Genomic DNA, 12441 nt, shown 5'->3' on the forward strand with positions numbered 1-12441 from the left:
AAAGCCGTCCGATGCGCTTTTCGAGGTCTCGCTTCGCCCATAGCCTTTCCGCTCGCCGGAAGGGCTTTCGGCTGGTTCTCCAACATCCGGGATGACGGACCATGCCCCCCGCAACTGAAGCCGCTTCCCGCTACTTCGACGCCATCAGGGCAGCATTGAGCGGCCTCGAAATCTTCATGCGCGACGACCGCTCGCCGCTCTACCGGCACGGGATCGTCGCGAAGATCGTGGCCGAGTACATAGCGCGTCTCGAAAAATCGTTCGAAAGCTGGCGCAACCGGCTGGCATTCATGGACGCGTTCAAGATCTCGCGGGCCGACAGCGGCTTTCCGATATTCCAGAACGTGCTGGAACTGGAGAACGACCGGCGGCAGGTCGAGCAGCGCATCGCCAACATTCCGGACGCGAACACGATCCGTGCGGAGATGGCGGACTTCATCCTGCGGCACAAGGAGTTCCCGGCGGCGCTGCAGAAGTCGATGGCCGAGCGTCTGTATCTCGAAGGCATCAGAAGCGGAGAGCAGTTCGGCCCTTTCATGCTGGCGCAGACGGCCAAGGTTTCGGTCAACCCCAAGAACATGCGGCCATTCTATCTCGTCCACTGGGCGAGCTTCGACGGAGCGGCGAACCTGCCGCTCGTCTATATGGCGACGGTCGAGGATTCGTCCGACGCCATGGTCCGCCAGCTCGTCGATACAGACAAGGGCAAGCTCAAAGCCGGCCTCGACATCCCGCTGCCGGTCGACGGGCTGCTCAATCCGGAACTTGCGCACCAGTTCGACGCATTCACGGAGAAGAATTCCGCATACAGCCTGTCGCCGGTGACGATCGCCAACAATCTCGACAAGGATTTCGCCACGCTGCATCCGAAGCAGCTGCGCCGCGTCGTGCTCGGACCGTTCTATTACGCCGGCATCACCGAGAACAACTCGACTGTATCGGAGGTGCTGACCAAGGTGAGGCGCACGGAAAACGCCTGGCTGCTGACCTGGACGATCCAGGAAGTATTCTCCAAGGCGGAGAAACCCGGCCGGCGGGGGCTGTTTTCCAGCGAGAAGGCGACGCAGGAATTCTACATCAACACCGACGATCTCGAGGCGGCGCGGCAGGGCGTGTCGAATTACGAGAGGCATGCGCTCGTTCCGCACGAGGCCTATCAGGCGCTCTACGCTGCCGGCGAGGCGCAGAAGATTTTCCTCGGCTACAAGGTGCATATCCTGTCGAAGGGACAGGTGATCAGCGATGTCTAGCCGGCGCGGGCGACTTCGATCCAACAAGGGGGTGACATGGACGCAGGACTGACGACGGTCGCCGAAGCCGATATCGAGAAGCACCGCGCCACCGCCCAATCCATGATCACGCGCGTGATCGTGCTTGAGGATTCCTCCGGCCAGTCGAGCACGGCGCTTGCCGGCACCGGCCGCCGCTTCGTATCCACCGTTTCGACCGGCTCGATCCGCAAGACGCGCGAGGTCGAGCTGTCCAGGACCATCACGGCGATCAGACCCGACGATCCGCTGATGGGCATCGGCCAGCACACCCTGCTCTACCGCGCGCGGCGTGGCATCGCCGTGTCGCTCGCCATCGCCGACATCTTCGGCCGTGGCAACGACCTTGAAAGCCTTCAGGCCAAGAATGCACGCTCGCCGCTGGAGGGCGACGAGGCAACGCGTTTCAAGAAGCTGCTCTCGGCCGCCGCCTATGTCGCCGCCTTTTCCTTCGCCTCCTACCTGTCGCAACTGATCGACAGCGAGGGCGAGCCGCCAAACGACGTCGCGGAGCCGGATTTCCTGTTCGATACCGCCCAGGACGCTCTGAAATCGATGGTTGCGGGCCTCGACCGCGCCCTTGCCGGCGCCAAGGACGACGCCGACCTGATGGCGCGGGCGGACGCTTTCGCACGGGTCGCGATCGAGGGACTGCTCGCCCGCAAGAGCCGTTTCGACGGGCTTGGGTCGTTCGAGAATGCCCATATCCGCATCGACGCCGACGACTTCACGCTCGACGGCTTCGACGTCGCGCCGGGCAAGAAGTCCAGGCCGCTGGAGATGACCTTCAAGAAGCCCGAGGAGGTCGTCGGCAACCACATCGCGAAATACCAGTCGGTAAAGCTGGCCAAGATGCTGATGGCCTATGACTTCGACCGGCAGATGAACCCGTTCGTCGAGCTGGGCGGCTTCCTGTTCACCTTCATCGGCGACGGCGCGCCGGGCACCGGCAAGACGACGCTGATCCAGATGATCGCCGGTCTCGTCAACAACTACTGCCAGATCGCCGGCTACCCCTTCCACTACGAGAATTTCGGCGTCGACCAGATCTCGTCCTATCAGGGCAAATCCGGCCAGAACTGCCGCGCCTTCATCGACAACGTGCTGAGCCCGCGCGCCATCGGCTTCGGGACGATCGACGATATCGATCAGGTCGCGGCGAAACGTTCGGACGACCGCGCCTCGGCCGGCCAGCACGAGATCACTGGCGTGCTGATGTCGGCCTTCTCGGGAGCCATGACCGTCGTGCGCGGCAATTGCTCCTTCGGCATGTTCTCCAACTATCCGGAGAATGTCGACGACGCGCTGCGCCAGCGCGCCGGGGCGCGGTGGCTGGTCGACGGCCCGCAGACGCGCGAGGACTACATCGACATCTTCGTGCTGCTCGCCGGCAGGAACCACACCATCCCGCTTGGCGATCATCAGCTTTACGCGGCGCAGGAGATCCAGCGCGCGGTCGACACAGCCTATGAAAGCCATTCGAAGCCGCACGAGGACGGGCTGATGCAGGTCTACGAGCGCTTCATGAAGGAGAACGGCCAGCCGAAGACGCTGGCCGATATCGGCGAATATCTGCACATGATCAAGGAGGCCGAGCCGCGCTTCACCGGCCGCGCCATCAAGAACGTCACCGACGCGATCAAGATGCGGGCCATGGACATCGAGCTTCCGGACGACTGGTTCGAAAAGCCCGAGACCTTCATGCACAAGTCCTATGACGAGAAGAAAGCCATGGTGGAGGAACTGCGCGGGCCATTCGACATGACCATGGTCATGCAGGAGATCAACCGCTACGCCGACTCCGAGTTCCGCTATTCCGACCGGGCCGACGATTCCGCCGTCCAGAAGCTGCTGCGCGACGCGCGGCTGCGCGAACGCGCCGCCCGCGAGATGGAGGAATTGAAGCAGAAGGGATTGTGGAATGCTTGAATCCCGGCTGCGGACGCCGTAAATCTGGCTAAGCTAGCTTAACAGGCTCATCATGAAGCATTTTGGCACGTTTGAAGCAAAGAACCGGCTGAGCGCTCTTCTCGATATGGTTGAGGCAGGCGAAGAGGTGACGATCACGCGCAACGGGAAGGCCGTTGCGAAATTGGTGCCGGCAGACGGCGCCGCGCGCGACATCGAAGTGGCGCGCCGCGCCGCCGCCGAGGGATTGCGCGCCATTAGAGCGCGCAGCAAGCCGGGGCCGGAAAGCCTGAAGGACCTCGTCAATGAAGGGCGGCGCTATTGAGCGTCGTCGTCGACAACTCGATGGCACTGGCCTGGACGCTGATAGATGAGCAGAGCGCTGCATCCGACGAGGTTCTTGATCGCGTAATGAAATACGGCGCATCTGTTCCGTTCATTTTCCGGGCAGAGTTCGCAAACGGGCTGACGATGGCTGTTCGCCGCAAACGGATTGACGCCAAAGCCCGCGCCGAAGCGCTCGAATTCATAGAGACGCTGGCGCTTAGTCACGACGAAGAAGGAAAGTCGCGGATGGCGGCTACGGTTGAACTGGCGGACAGATACAGCCTGACCGTCTACGACGCACTCTATCTCGAGCTTGCCCAGCGTCTCGGCCGGCCCCTCGCGACCTTCGACAAAAAGCTCATCGCTGCGGCTCTCGATGCCGCCGTCCCCCTCTCGGCGTCGTGAGGAAACGATGGACCTTCTTCGCGACAACGAGCTGATCTACGGCCGGCTTCTGCCGATCGACCAGAAGCACCTGATCGAGCGCTACAACAAGGCGCTGGCAGCCTTCGGCCTGCCGGCGACCAGGCTCGAGAAATTCGAGATCGACCGCACCGGCTTCTCGCCGCAGATCGCGGACGAACTGAACGACCCGCTCTACCTCGACCCGAACGAGATCAACCGCCGCTTCATCATCCTGACGCCCGAGCAGATCGACCTGCCGGTAGTGCACACCGCCTTCTCCAACACCTCGCAGCTCATCTACGAGTTCATGACCGCGAACCAGCGCGCCATCGACGCGCTGACCATCAAGGACGTCATCTACGGCGAGATCGAGGATTCGGTCTCGAAGGTCGAGGACATCGAGGACCTGCTCTCCATCCATCAGGTGGAGTTCCGCGTGCTCTCGGCCGAGGATGTGCTCGGCAAGGCGGCCGAACTCGGCACGCTGGTCGACCGTCTGAAGCTGGAGCCGAATGCGTGGCGGGACGACGCGCTTCTCAACCGCATGGTCGATCTCGCCAGAGTGTGCGGCGACATCCGCGAGAACGCGCTGGTGCCGGATCAGGTGATCTTCCGGCACAACGCCTTCTGGACCAGCCATTTCGGCGGCGTCTACATCTTCGTCGATCCCGACATGACGACCGTCATCGCCGACCCCAATGCGCCGGGTTTCCGCCGTTCGCGCCCATGGCAGGTGAGCTACCTGTCGCTGGGCGATGCCGACAAGGTTTTCCGTTTCCTCGCCTCCACCGGCCGGCTGGAGCTGCCGCGCGCCTCCTGGGTCGAGACCTCGGGCTATCTGGAGCATCGCGCCGAGATGCTGGTGCGTGGCCTGATCCACAAGGCCGAACCCGAGCGCGATATCTCCGCGCTCGACAAGGTGTGGTTGCAGACCTGGATTCACACCAATGCCGACCTCATCAACAAGGACGGCACCTTCCCCTTCCTCAACGCCGCCAAGCGCGAGATCGCGCAGTATGGGCAGCTGAAACTCGACGACGTGTTCCCGTCCCAGCGTTTTCTCGTCGTTCGGGCCAAGCCGGACCATCCGGATGCGTGGCTCGTCAACCGCCTGATCTCGGACTTCGTGTCGTTCGACTTCGTCAGCCGATATATTTTCAACAAACAGGGCTTCTACCGCGATTACCAGGCCTTCGCGGAGCCATGGCGCAGCCATGTTGTGGACGTGCTGAAAACCACGTATCTCAAGGACAAGGCAGGTCTGCGCACCCGCCTCTACGGTCTGACCGATTGATCCGGCGCAGGTCCGCTATTCGAGGGAGCATCCATGCTTGAGCCCATCGTGAACTTCGTGGCCCGCATCTTCCAGTGGATCGGACGTGGGCTCGGCTGGGTGATCAGCATCCTGCTTTGGCCCTTCATGTGGCTCGGACGCTGGTATGTCGCTCGCGGGTGGATTCTGAAGGCTGTGGTGGGCGCTTTCCTCGTGCTGCTGGTCGGCCTCTACGGATACTTCGTCTATTCGACCCAGGCCTGGACCGGATTCGACCCGGACTATGTCGAAGCGTATCGCTACGAGACACGCAACGTCTCGGCCGGCGAACAGGTCGCGGCCGGAGGCGGCGCCGATACGACACGCACCTGCGGCCGGTCCGCCATCGCGGATGTCGCGGCGGACCTCACCAACTACAACGTCAACCAGAACCCGTGGATCTCGTCGATGATCCTCTACAAGCTGGGTTTCTTCGGCATCGACTGGGACCACACGCCGTTCCTCGACAACAAGGCGTCGTTCCAGCGCGGCATCAACCAGGCGGTGCGACGCACGACGACCGAGCTTGCCGACAATCTCGGCCGCGTCCGCACCACCTCGCAGATCGACGGCGATCTGCAGGACGCGCGCGGCAACATGCAGTTCGACGAGGAAACGTGGTATTTCGGCCTCAACCCCTTCGGCCCGAAGACCCCCACGCCGAGCTATTATCGCGACGCGATCGCCAAGCTGCGCTCCTTCAATGCCCGACTAGAGAACTGCCAGGCGGTGTTCGACGCGCGCGCCGACAATCTGAAGATCTATCTCGACCGGATCGCCAGCGACATCGGCTCGACTTCGGCGCTGTTGAAGGACCGCGCCGAGAACTATAATGCCGGCTTCTTCGACCTGCGCGCCGACGACAGGTTCTGGTTCGCCTACGGCCAGCTCTACGCCTATTACGGCTTCATGAAAGCCGCCGAGGCCGATTTCGAGGACGTGCTCAAGCAACGCAACCTGTTGAGCCTATGGCAGACCATGGACGCCCAGTTCGTCGCCGCGCTGAAAGTGCAGCCCGCCATCATCGCCAACAGCCGCGAGGACGGTCTGTTCGCCTCGCATCTGACGACGATGGGCTTCTATATCCTGCGCGTCCGCTCCAACATGGTTGAGATCAGCAACGTGCTGGCGCAGTAGCGCGACAGTCGTCGGTAGGCAGCCGCTGGAGCCTGATCCGACTGGCGGCCGCCGATTGCCGACTGCCCATCCTGTCGCAATCCGTGCATTGCGCGGCTGTTTTGAGACGGCGCGGATTTCAGCACTCGGGCTTCTATGCGCACGGGCAAGCCGGCGCTATCGATGCCGCAAACTGAACATTCGTATCCTGGGAGAGCCTGCATGGCCGAAGTGAAATCCGACATCGAGATCGCGCGTGCGGCGAAGAAGAAGCCGATCATGGAAATCGGCAAGAAGCTCGGCATTCCGGAAGAGCACCTGCTGCCCTACGGCCACGACAAGGCGAAGATCTCGGCCGAATTCATCAAGTCCGTGCAGGACAGGAAGAATGGCAAGCTGATCCTCGTCACCGCCATCAATCCCACCCCGGCCGGCGAAGGCAAGACGACGACCACCGTCGGCCTCGGCGACGGCCTGAACCGGATCGGAAAGAAGGCGATCACCTGCATCCGGGAAGCTTCGCTCGGGCCGAATTTCGGCGTGAAGGGCGGCGCGGCCGGCGGCGGCTATGCGCAGGTCGTGCCGATGGAAGACATGAATCTCCACTTCACCGGAGACTTCCATGCCATCACGACGGCTCACAATCTGCTGTCGGCGCTCATCGACAACCACATCTACTGGGGCAACGAGCTCGGCATCGACACGCGCCGCGTCACCTGGCGCCGCGTCATGGACATGAACGACCGCGCGCTGCGCGAGATCATCACCTCGCTGGGCGGCGTCGCCAACGGCTATCCACGCGAAGCCGGCTTCGACATCACCGTCGCTTCCGAGGTGATGGCGATCCTCTGCCTTTCCAAGGATCTGAAGGACCTCGAGAAGCGTCTCGGCGACATCATCGTCGCCTATCGCCGCGACAAGAGCCCGGTCTATGCCCGCGACCTCAAGGCCGACGGGGCCATGGCCGTGCTGCTCAAGGACGCCATGCAGCCGAATCTGGTGCAGACGCTGGAGAACAATGCCGCCTTTGTACATGGCGGCCCCTTCGCCAACATCGCGCATGGCTGCAATTCGGTGGTCGCCACCGCGACGGCGTTGAAGCTTGCCGACTATGTCGTCACCGAAGCGGGCTTCGGCGCCGATCTCGGCGCGGAAAAGTTCTTCGACATCAAGTGCCGCAAGGCGGGGCTGAAGCCGGCAGCTGCGGTCATCGTCGCCACCGTGCGCGCCATGAAGATGAATGGCGGCGTGAAGAAGGAAGACCTCGGCAGCGAGAATGTCGAGGCGGTCAAGAAGGGCTGCGCCAATCTCGGCCGCCATATCGAGAACGTGAAGCAGTTCGGCGTGCCGGTGGTCGTGGCGATGAACCACTTCATCTCCGACACCGATGCCGAAATCCAGGCGATGAAGGATTTTGTCGCGGAGCAGGGAGCGGAGGCGATCCTCTGCAAGCACTGGGCAAAGGGCTCGGAAGGCATTGTCGACCTTGCCAACAAGGTGGTCGAGCTGGCCGAGAGCGGAACCGCGCAGTTCTCGCCGCTCTACCCCGACGAGATGAAGCTCTTCGACAAGATCGACACGATCGTGAAGCGCATCTATCGCGGCTCGGAGGCGATCGCCGACAAGGCGGTGCGCGACCAGCTCAAGCAGTGGGAGGATGCCGGCTACGGCAATCTGCCGGTCTGCATGGCCAAGACGCAGTATTCCTTCTCGACCGATCCGAACCTGCGCGGCGCGCCGACCGGCCATGTCGTGCCGGTGCGCGAGGTGCGGCTGTCGGCCGGCGCCGGTTTCGTCGTCGCCATCTGCGGCGAGATCATGACCATGCCGGGCCTGCCGAAGGTGCCGTCTTCGGAGAAGATCTTCCTCAACGAAGCCGGCCAGATCGAAGGGCTTTTCTAGGATCGGCTGAGCCCCTGCCGGCAGGGACTGTTGACAGGCGCGTTGCTTCGCGTAACGCACTCTGCCCAGCAACCGACCGGCAGGAGCCCGCATGAACCCTTCCAACCATGTCGCCATCGTCACCGGCGGAGGCTCCGGCCTCGGCGAAGCCACCGCGCGGGCGCTCGCCGCCAGGGGCGCGAAAGTGGCGCTCCTCGACATCGGCGTCGAGCGGGCGGAGAAAGTCGCGGCGGATATCGCCGGCATCGCGGTCCGATGCGATGTGGCCAGCGCCGAAAGCGGCGAGGCGGCGGTCGCCGAGGTCGTTGAGAGACTGGGTGCGCCGCGTATCCTCGTCAACTGCGCCGGCATCGCAGTCGGCTCGCGCACGACCGGAAAGGACGGGCCGCACCCGCTCGACCTCTTTCGCCGCGTCATCGAGATCAACCTGATCGGCAGCTTCAACATGATCCGGCTGATGGCGAGCCGCGCCGAAAAGCTGGAGCCGCTTGAAGGCGGCGAGCGCGGCGTGATCGTCAGCACCGCCTCGGTGGCCGCCTATGACGGGCAGATCGGGCAGGCTGCATACTCTGCCTCCAAGGGTGGCGTCGTCGGCATGACGCTGCCCGTCGCCCGCGACCTTGCCCGCGCCGGCATCCGCGTCATGACCATCGCGCCCGGCATCTTCAAGACGCCGATGATGGCGAACATGCCGCAGGAGGTGCAGGATTCGCTGGGCGCCGCCGTCCCCTTCCCGCCCCGTCTCGGCGAGCCGGCCGAATACGCGGCGCTGGCGCTCCACATCGTCGAGAACCAGATGCTCAACGGCGAGGTCATCCGCCTCGACGGTGCGATCCGCATGGCGCCGAAATAGCGCCGCAAGCCTTGCCCGACGCCCATCGAGGCGGCATGAAGTGGATTCTCAAGGTCAGCTTAGGGCAGGAAGACAATGGAAAAGAAGCGCGACGTGCTCAGGGAAACCGATGCGGAGTCGATCCGCCTCGCGAAGACCCTGCTATGGTCCTGCCGCTACGGTGCGCTGGCCGTGCTAGAGGCCGAAACCGGCGCGCCGCTCGCCAGCCGCGTCGGCGTTGCGACGGATGCCGACGGTACGCCGATCATCCTCGTTTCCATGCTGTCGGCACATACGCCGGCCATCCTCGCCGATCCGCGCTGCTCGCTCCTGCTTGGTGAAACTGGCAAGGGCGATCCCCTCGCCCATCCGCGCATCACGCTGTCCTGCCGGGCGAAGAAGGTCGAAAAGGACACGCCCGACCATGAGCGCGTGTCGCGCCGCTATCTCAATCGCAATCCCAAGGCGAAACTCTATGTCGGCCTTGGCGACTTCTCCTTCTTCCGGCTCGACATCGAGCGCGCCTCGCTGAACGGCGGTTTCGGCAAGGCCTATGCGCTCGGTCGCGGCGATCTCGTTCTGAGCGGACCGGTCGTCGAGGCGCTGGCGGCGCATGAGCAGCGCGCCGCCGACCACATGAACGAGGATCACCGCGACGCGATTGCCCTCTATGCGCAGCATTTCGCGGGCAATCGGGAAAATGCCGACTGGACGATCAGCGGCATCGACGCCGACGGGCTGGATCTGGTCGACGGCGACCGGTTCCAGCGCGTTTTCTTCCCCGAGCCGCTGAAGGACGCGAGCGAACTGCGGCCCGTGCTCGTATCCATGGCTAAAACCGCCCGCGACGCCGGCGCACAAGCTTGACGATGCGAAGATTTGTCGGCGCCCTTGACCTTCCAGTAACTGGAAGTCCTATCTCCCGGCAAGACGATCCGTGGAGATAGAAATGCAGATCAGGCTGAAGGTGGATGGCATGACGTGCGGCGGCTGCGTGCGCGCGGTTCAGACGGTGCTGTCCCGCATGGACAAGGTGGACAATGTGGCGGTCGATCTCGCGGCCGGCGAGGCGGTCGTCAGCGCACAGGACGGCATCGACGCCGCCGCGCTGATCGCGACCGTCGAAGATGCGGGTTACGAAGCCCGCCAGATCTGACGATCGCGAAGCAAAGATCATGAAGCACGTCTCGCTCGACATTTCCGGCATGACCTGCGCCGCCTGCTCCGCGCGCGTCGGCAAGGCGCTGTCGAAGGTGGATGGCGTCACGGCGGCGGAGGTCAACCTCGCGCTGGAGCGCGCCAACATCGAACTTGCCGACACGGTGACGGCGGAGCAACTGATCGCTGCCGTCGAGAAGGCCGGATACGGCGCCGCCCTGCGGGTGGACGACGCGGCGGCTCAGCGGCGGGCCGACGACGAACGCGATGCGCTGAGACTCGCCGAGGAGCGGCAGATGCTCGTGCGCTTCGCGGTGAGCGCGATTCTGTCGGTTCCCCTGGTGGTCGGCACGCTGCCGATGATGCTTGGTCTCGGCCATGCGTGGATCGGCCCGTGGACGCAGCTTGTGCTCGCCGCCGGCGTCATGGCGGTTGCCGGCACGCGTTTCTACCGCGAGGCGTTCAGCGCCGTGCGGGGCGGCACCGCCAACATGGCCGTGCTGGTGTCGATCGGCACGGGCGTCGCCTTCGTCGCCTCGACGGTCGAGGTCCTGCGCGGCAACGGACACGCACACCTCTATTTCGAGGCGGCCGCCGTCGTGCTGACGCTGACGACGCTCGGAAAATATCTCGAAACGCGGGCGCGGCGCGGGGCATCGGCGGCACTTGCCGCCTTGGGTCGCCTGCAGCCGCGCGAAGCCGAGCTCGTCGTCGAAGGCGGCGTCCGCCGCGTGCCCGCGGAGACCTTGAAGACGGGCGATGTCGTCCTCGTGCGGCCCGGCGCGCGATTCCCCGCCGACGGTGCCATCATTTCCGGCGCGACAAGCGTGGACGAGGCCATCGTCACCGGCGAGAGCCTGCCCGTCGAACGCGGCGTCGGCGATCCGGTGCTGACCGGCACCGTCAACGGCGCCGGCGCCGTCGAGGTCAAGGTGACGCGCGTCGGCGCGGATACCCGCCTCGCGCGCATGGCGAAACTGGTCGAGGACGCCCAGACCGGCACCGCGCCGATCCAGAGGCTGGTGGACCGGATCTCGGCGATCTTCGTGCCAGCGATCCTGCTGGCGGCCGTCGTGACCTTCGCGGGCTGGTGGCTGATGGCCGGCGATCCGACCGCCGGCATCCCGGCCTCGGTCGCGTTGCTCGTCATCGCCTGCCCCTGCGCGCTGGGCCTCGCTACGCCGACGGCGCTGGTGGCCGGCACCGGCGCGGCGGCGAGAGCCGGCATCCTGATCCGCGACATCGAGACATTGGAGCGAGCGGACGAGATCGGCACGGTCGCCTTCGACAAGACCGGCACGCTGACCGAGGGCAAGCCGCGCGTCACGCAGATCGTGGCGCTGGACGGCGATGCGGATCGCCTCCTGTCGCTTGCCGCCTCCATCGAGACGCGCAGCGAGCATCCGCTCGGACGGGCCGTGGTCGAGCGGACGAAGGATGCCGGCCTGCCGCTGCCCGACGCCGCGAATGTGAGCGCCATCGTCGGCGAAGGCCTTGTGGGAACCGTCGACGGACGGCGCGTTGCGGTCGGCAATGCGCGCCTGACGGCACGCGAGGGCATGGAAGCCGGGGAGATCGATTCGCTCAAGGCCAGCCTTGGGGCGGCGGGAACCGTTGCCTATGTCATGGTTGACGGCAAGCTTGCCGGCGGACTGCTTTTTGCCGACGAGGCAAGGCCGGAAGCGGCGGCGGTCATCGCCGAACTCAAGGGGCGCGGCCTGCGCACGATGATGCTTACCGGCGACAATATCGGCATCGGCACGGCACTCGGCGAATCGATCGGCATGGAAGAGGTGCGGGCCGGCCTGCTGCCGGAAGAGAAGCTGGAGATCGTGCGAAGCCTCTCCGGCGATCCCGGCAGACGGCTCGCCTTCGTCGGCGACGGCGTCAATGACGGTCCCGCGCTGGCGGCCGCGCATCTCGGCATCGCCATGTCCTCCGGCGCGGATGTCGCGCGGGAAGCCGCCGCCATCACGCTCATGCGTCCCGACCTACGCCTTGTGCCGGCCTCGCTCGACATCGCGCATGCAACCAGAAGGACGATCCGCCAGAACCTGGCCTGGGCTTTCGTCTACAATCTGATCGGCATTCCATTAGCGGCGCTGGGCTTCCTTTCACCGATCGTCGCCGGTGCGGCGATGGCGTTTTCCTCCGTTTCGGTCGTCACCAACTCGGCCCTGTTGACGCGCTGGAAGCCGTCGAACCAAAAGTGA

The 12441-nt window shown here is 64.4% G+C and carries 10 protein-coding genes and 1 pseudogene; all 11 read left to right on the top strand.

What is annotated here, in order from left to right:
- Positions 1 to 101: 101 nt before the first annotated feature.
- The 11 genes and pseudogenes from M9955_00640 (at position 102) to M9955_00690 (ending at position 12441) form a co-directional block, all read left to right on the top strand.
- On the top strand, positions 102 to 1250 hold the full coding sequence (locus tag M9955_00640) for a hypothetical protein (GenBank protein ID MCO5080143.1): 1149 nt from the start codon (positions 102 to 104) through the stop codon (positions 1248 to 1250).
- 36 nt (positions 1251 to 1286) lie between these two features.
- Positions 1287 to 3197: an ATP-binding protein gene (locus M9955_00645; protein ID MCO5080144.1), complete on the top strand. Its 1911-nt coding sequence runs from the start codon at positions 1287 to 1289 to the stop codon at positions 3195 to 3197.
- A 52-nt stretch (positions 3198 to 3249) separates the two neighbouring features.
- Positions 3250 to 3369 (top strand): annotated as a pseudogene (locus M9955_00650) (type II toxin-antitoxin system prevent-host-death family antitoxin).
- A 128-nt stretch (positions 3370 to 3497) separates the two neighbouring features.
- On the top strand, positions 3498 to 3908 hold the full coding sequence (locus M9955_00655) for a type II toxin-antitoxin system VapC family toxin (protein ID MCO5080145.1): 411 nt from the start codon (positions 3498 to 3500) through the stop codon (positions 3906 to 3908).
- A 7-nt stretch (positions 3909 to 3915) separates the two neighbouring features.
- Positions 3916 to 5202, top strand: coding sequence for a hypothetical protein (locus M9955_00660; protein ID MCO5080146.1), 1287 nt, complete (start codon positions 3916 to 3918; stop codon positions 5200 to 5202).
- A gap of 33 nt (positions 5203 to 5235) precedes the next feature.
- Complete coding sequence (locus M9955_00665) at positions 5236 to 6357, top strand: DUF2333 family protein (GenBank protein ID MCO5080147.1); 1122 nt, start codon at positions 5236 to 5238, stop codon at positions 6355 to 6357.
- A 201-nt stretch (positions 6358 to 6558) separates the two neighbouring features.
- Entirely contained in the window at positions 6559 to 8238 is a 1680-nt protein-coding gene (locus M9955_00670; protein MCO5080148.1) for a formate--tetrahydrofolate ligase, read from the top strand.
- Positions 8239 to 8329: 91 nt separating this feature from the next.
- The gene (locus M9955_00675) at positions 8330 to 9091 is read left to right on the top strand and encodes a 3-hydroxyacyl-CoA dehydrogenase (protein MCO5080149.1); all 762 of its coding nucleotides are present in this window, start codon (positions 8330 to 8332) and stop codon (positions 9089 to 9091) included.
- Positions 9092 to 9166: 75 nt separating this feature from the next.
- On the top strand, positions 9167 to 9937 hold the full coding sequence (locus tag M9955_00680; GenBank protein ID MCO5080150.1) for a HugZ family protein: 771 nt from the start codon (positions 9167 to 9169) through the stop codon (positions 9935 to 9937).
- 82 nt (positions 9938 to 10019) lie between these two features.
- On the top strand, positions 10020 to 10226 hold the full coding sequence (locus M9955_00685) for a heavy-metal-associated domain-containing protein (protein ID MCO5080151.1): 207 nt from the start codon (positions 10020 to 10022) through the stop codon (positions 10224 to 10226).
- 19 nt (positions 10227 to 10245) lie between these two features.
- Complete coding sequence (locus M9955_00690; GenBank protein MCO5080152.1) at positions 10246 to 12441, top strand: heavy metal translocating P-type ATPase; 2196 nt, start codon at positions 10246 to 10248, stop codon at positions 12439 to 12441.

It is taken from the genome of Rhizobiaceae bacterium (assembly GCA_023953845.1).
GTDB lineage: Bacteria > Pseudomonadota > Alphaproteobacteria > Rhizobiales > Rhizobiaceae > Arvimicrobium.

Coding starts and splice junctions, on each gene's coding strand:
- M9955_00680 (MCO5080150.1), top strand. CDS start 9,167: ATGGAAAAGAAGCGCGACGTGCTCAGGGAAACCGATGCGGAGTCGATC.
- M9955_00645 (MCO5080144.1), top strand. CDS start 1,287: ATGGACGCAGGACTGACGACGGTCGCCGAAGCCGATATCGAGAAGCAC.
- M9955_00675 (MCO5080149.1), top strand. CDS start 8,330: ATGAACCCTTCCAACCATGTCGCCATCGTCACCGGCGGAGGCTCCGGC.
- M9955_00670 (MCO5080148.1), top strand. CDS start 6,559: ATGGCCGAAGTGAAATCCGACATCGAGATCGCGCGTGCGGCGAAGAAG.
- M9955_00640 (MCO5080143.1), top strand. CDS start 102: ATGCCCCCCGCAACTGAAGCCGCTTCCCGCTACTTCGACGCCATCAGG.
- M9955_00660 (MCO5080146.1), top strand. CDS start 3,916: ATGGACCTTCTTCGCGACAACGAGCTGATCTACGGCCGGCTTCTGCCG.
- M9955_00690 (MCO5080152.1), top strand. CDS start 10,246: ATGAAGCACGTCTCGCTCGACATTTCCGGCATGACCTGCGCCGCCTGC.
- M9955_00665 (MCO5080147.1), top strand. CDS start 5,236: ATGCTTGAGCCCATCGTGAACTTCGTGGCCCGCATCTTCCAGTGGATC.
- M9955_00685 (MCO5080151.1), top strand. CDS start 10,020: ATGCAGATCAGGCTGAAGGTGGATGGCATGACGTGCGGCGGCTGCGTG.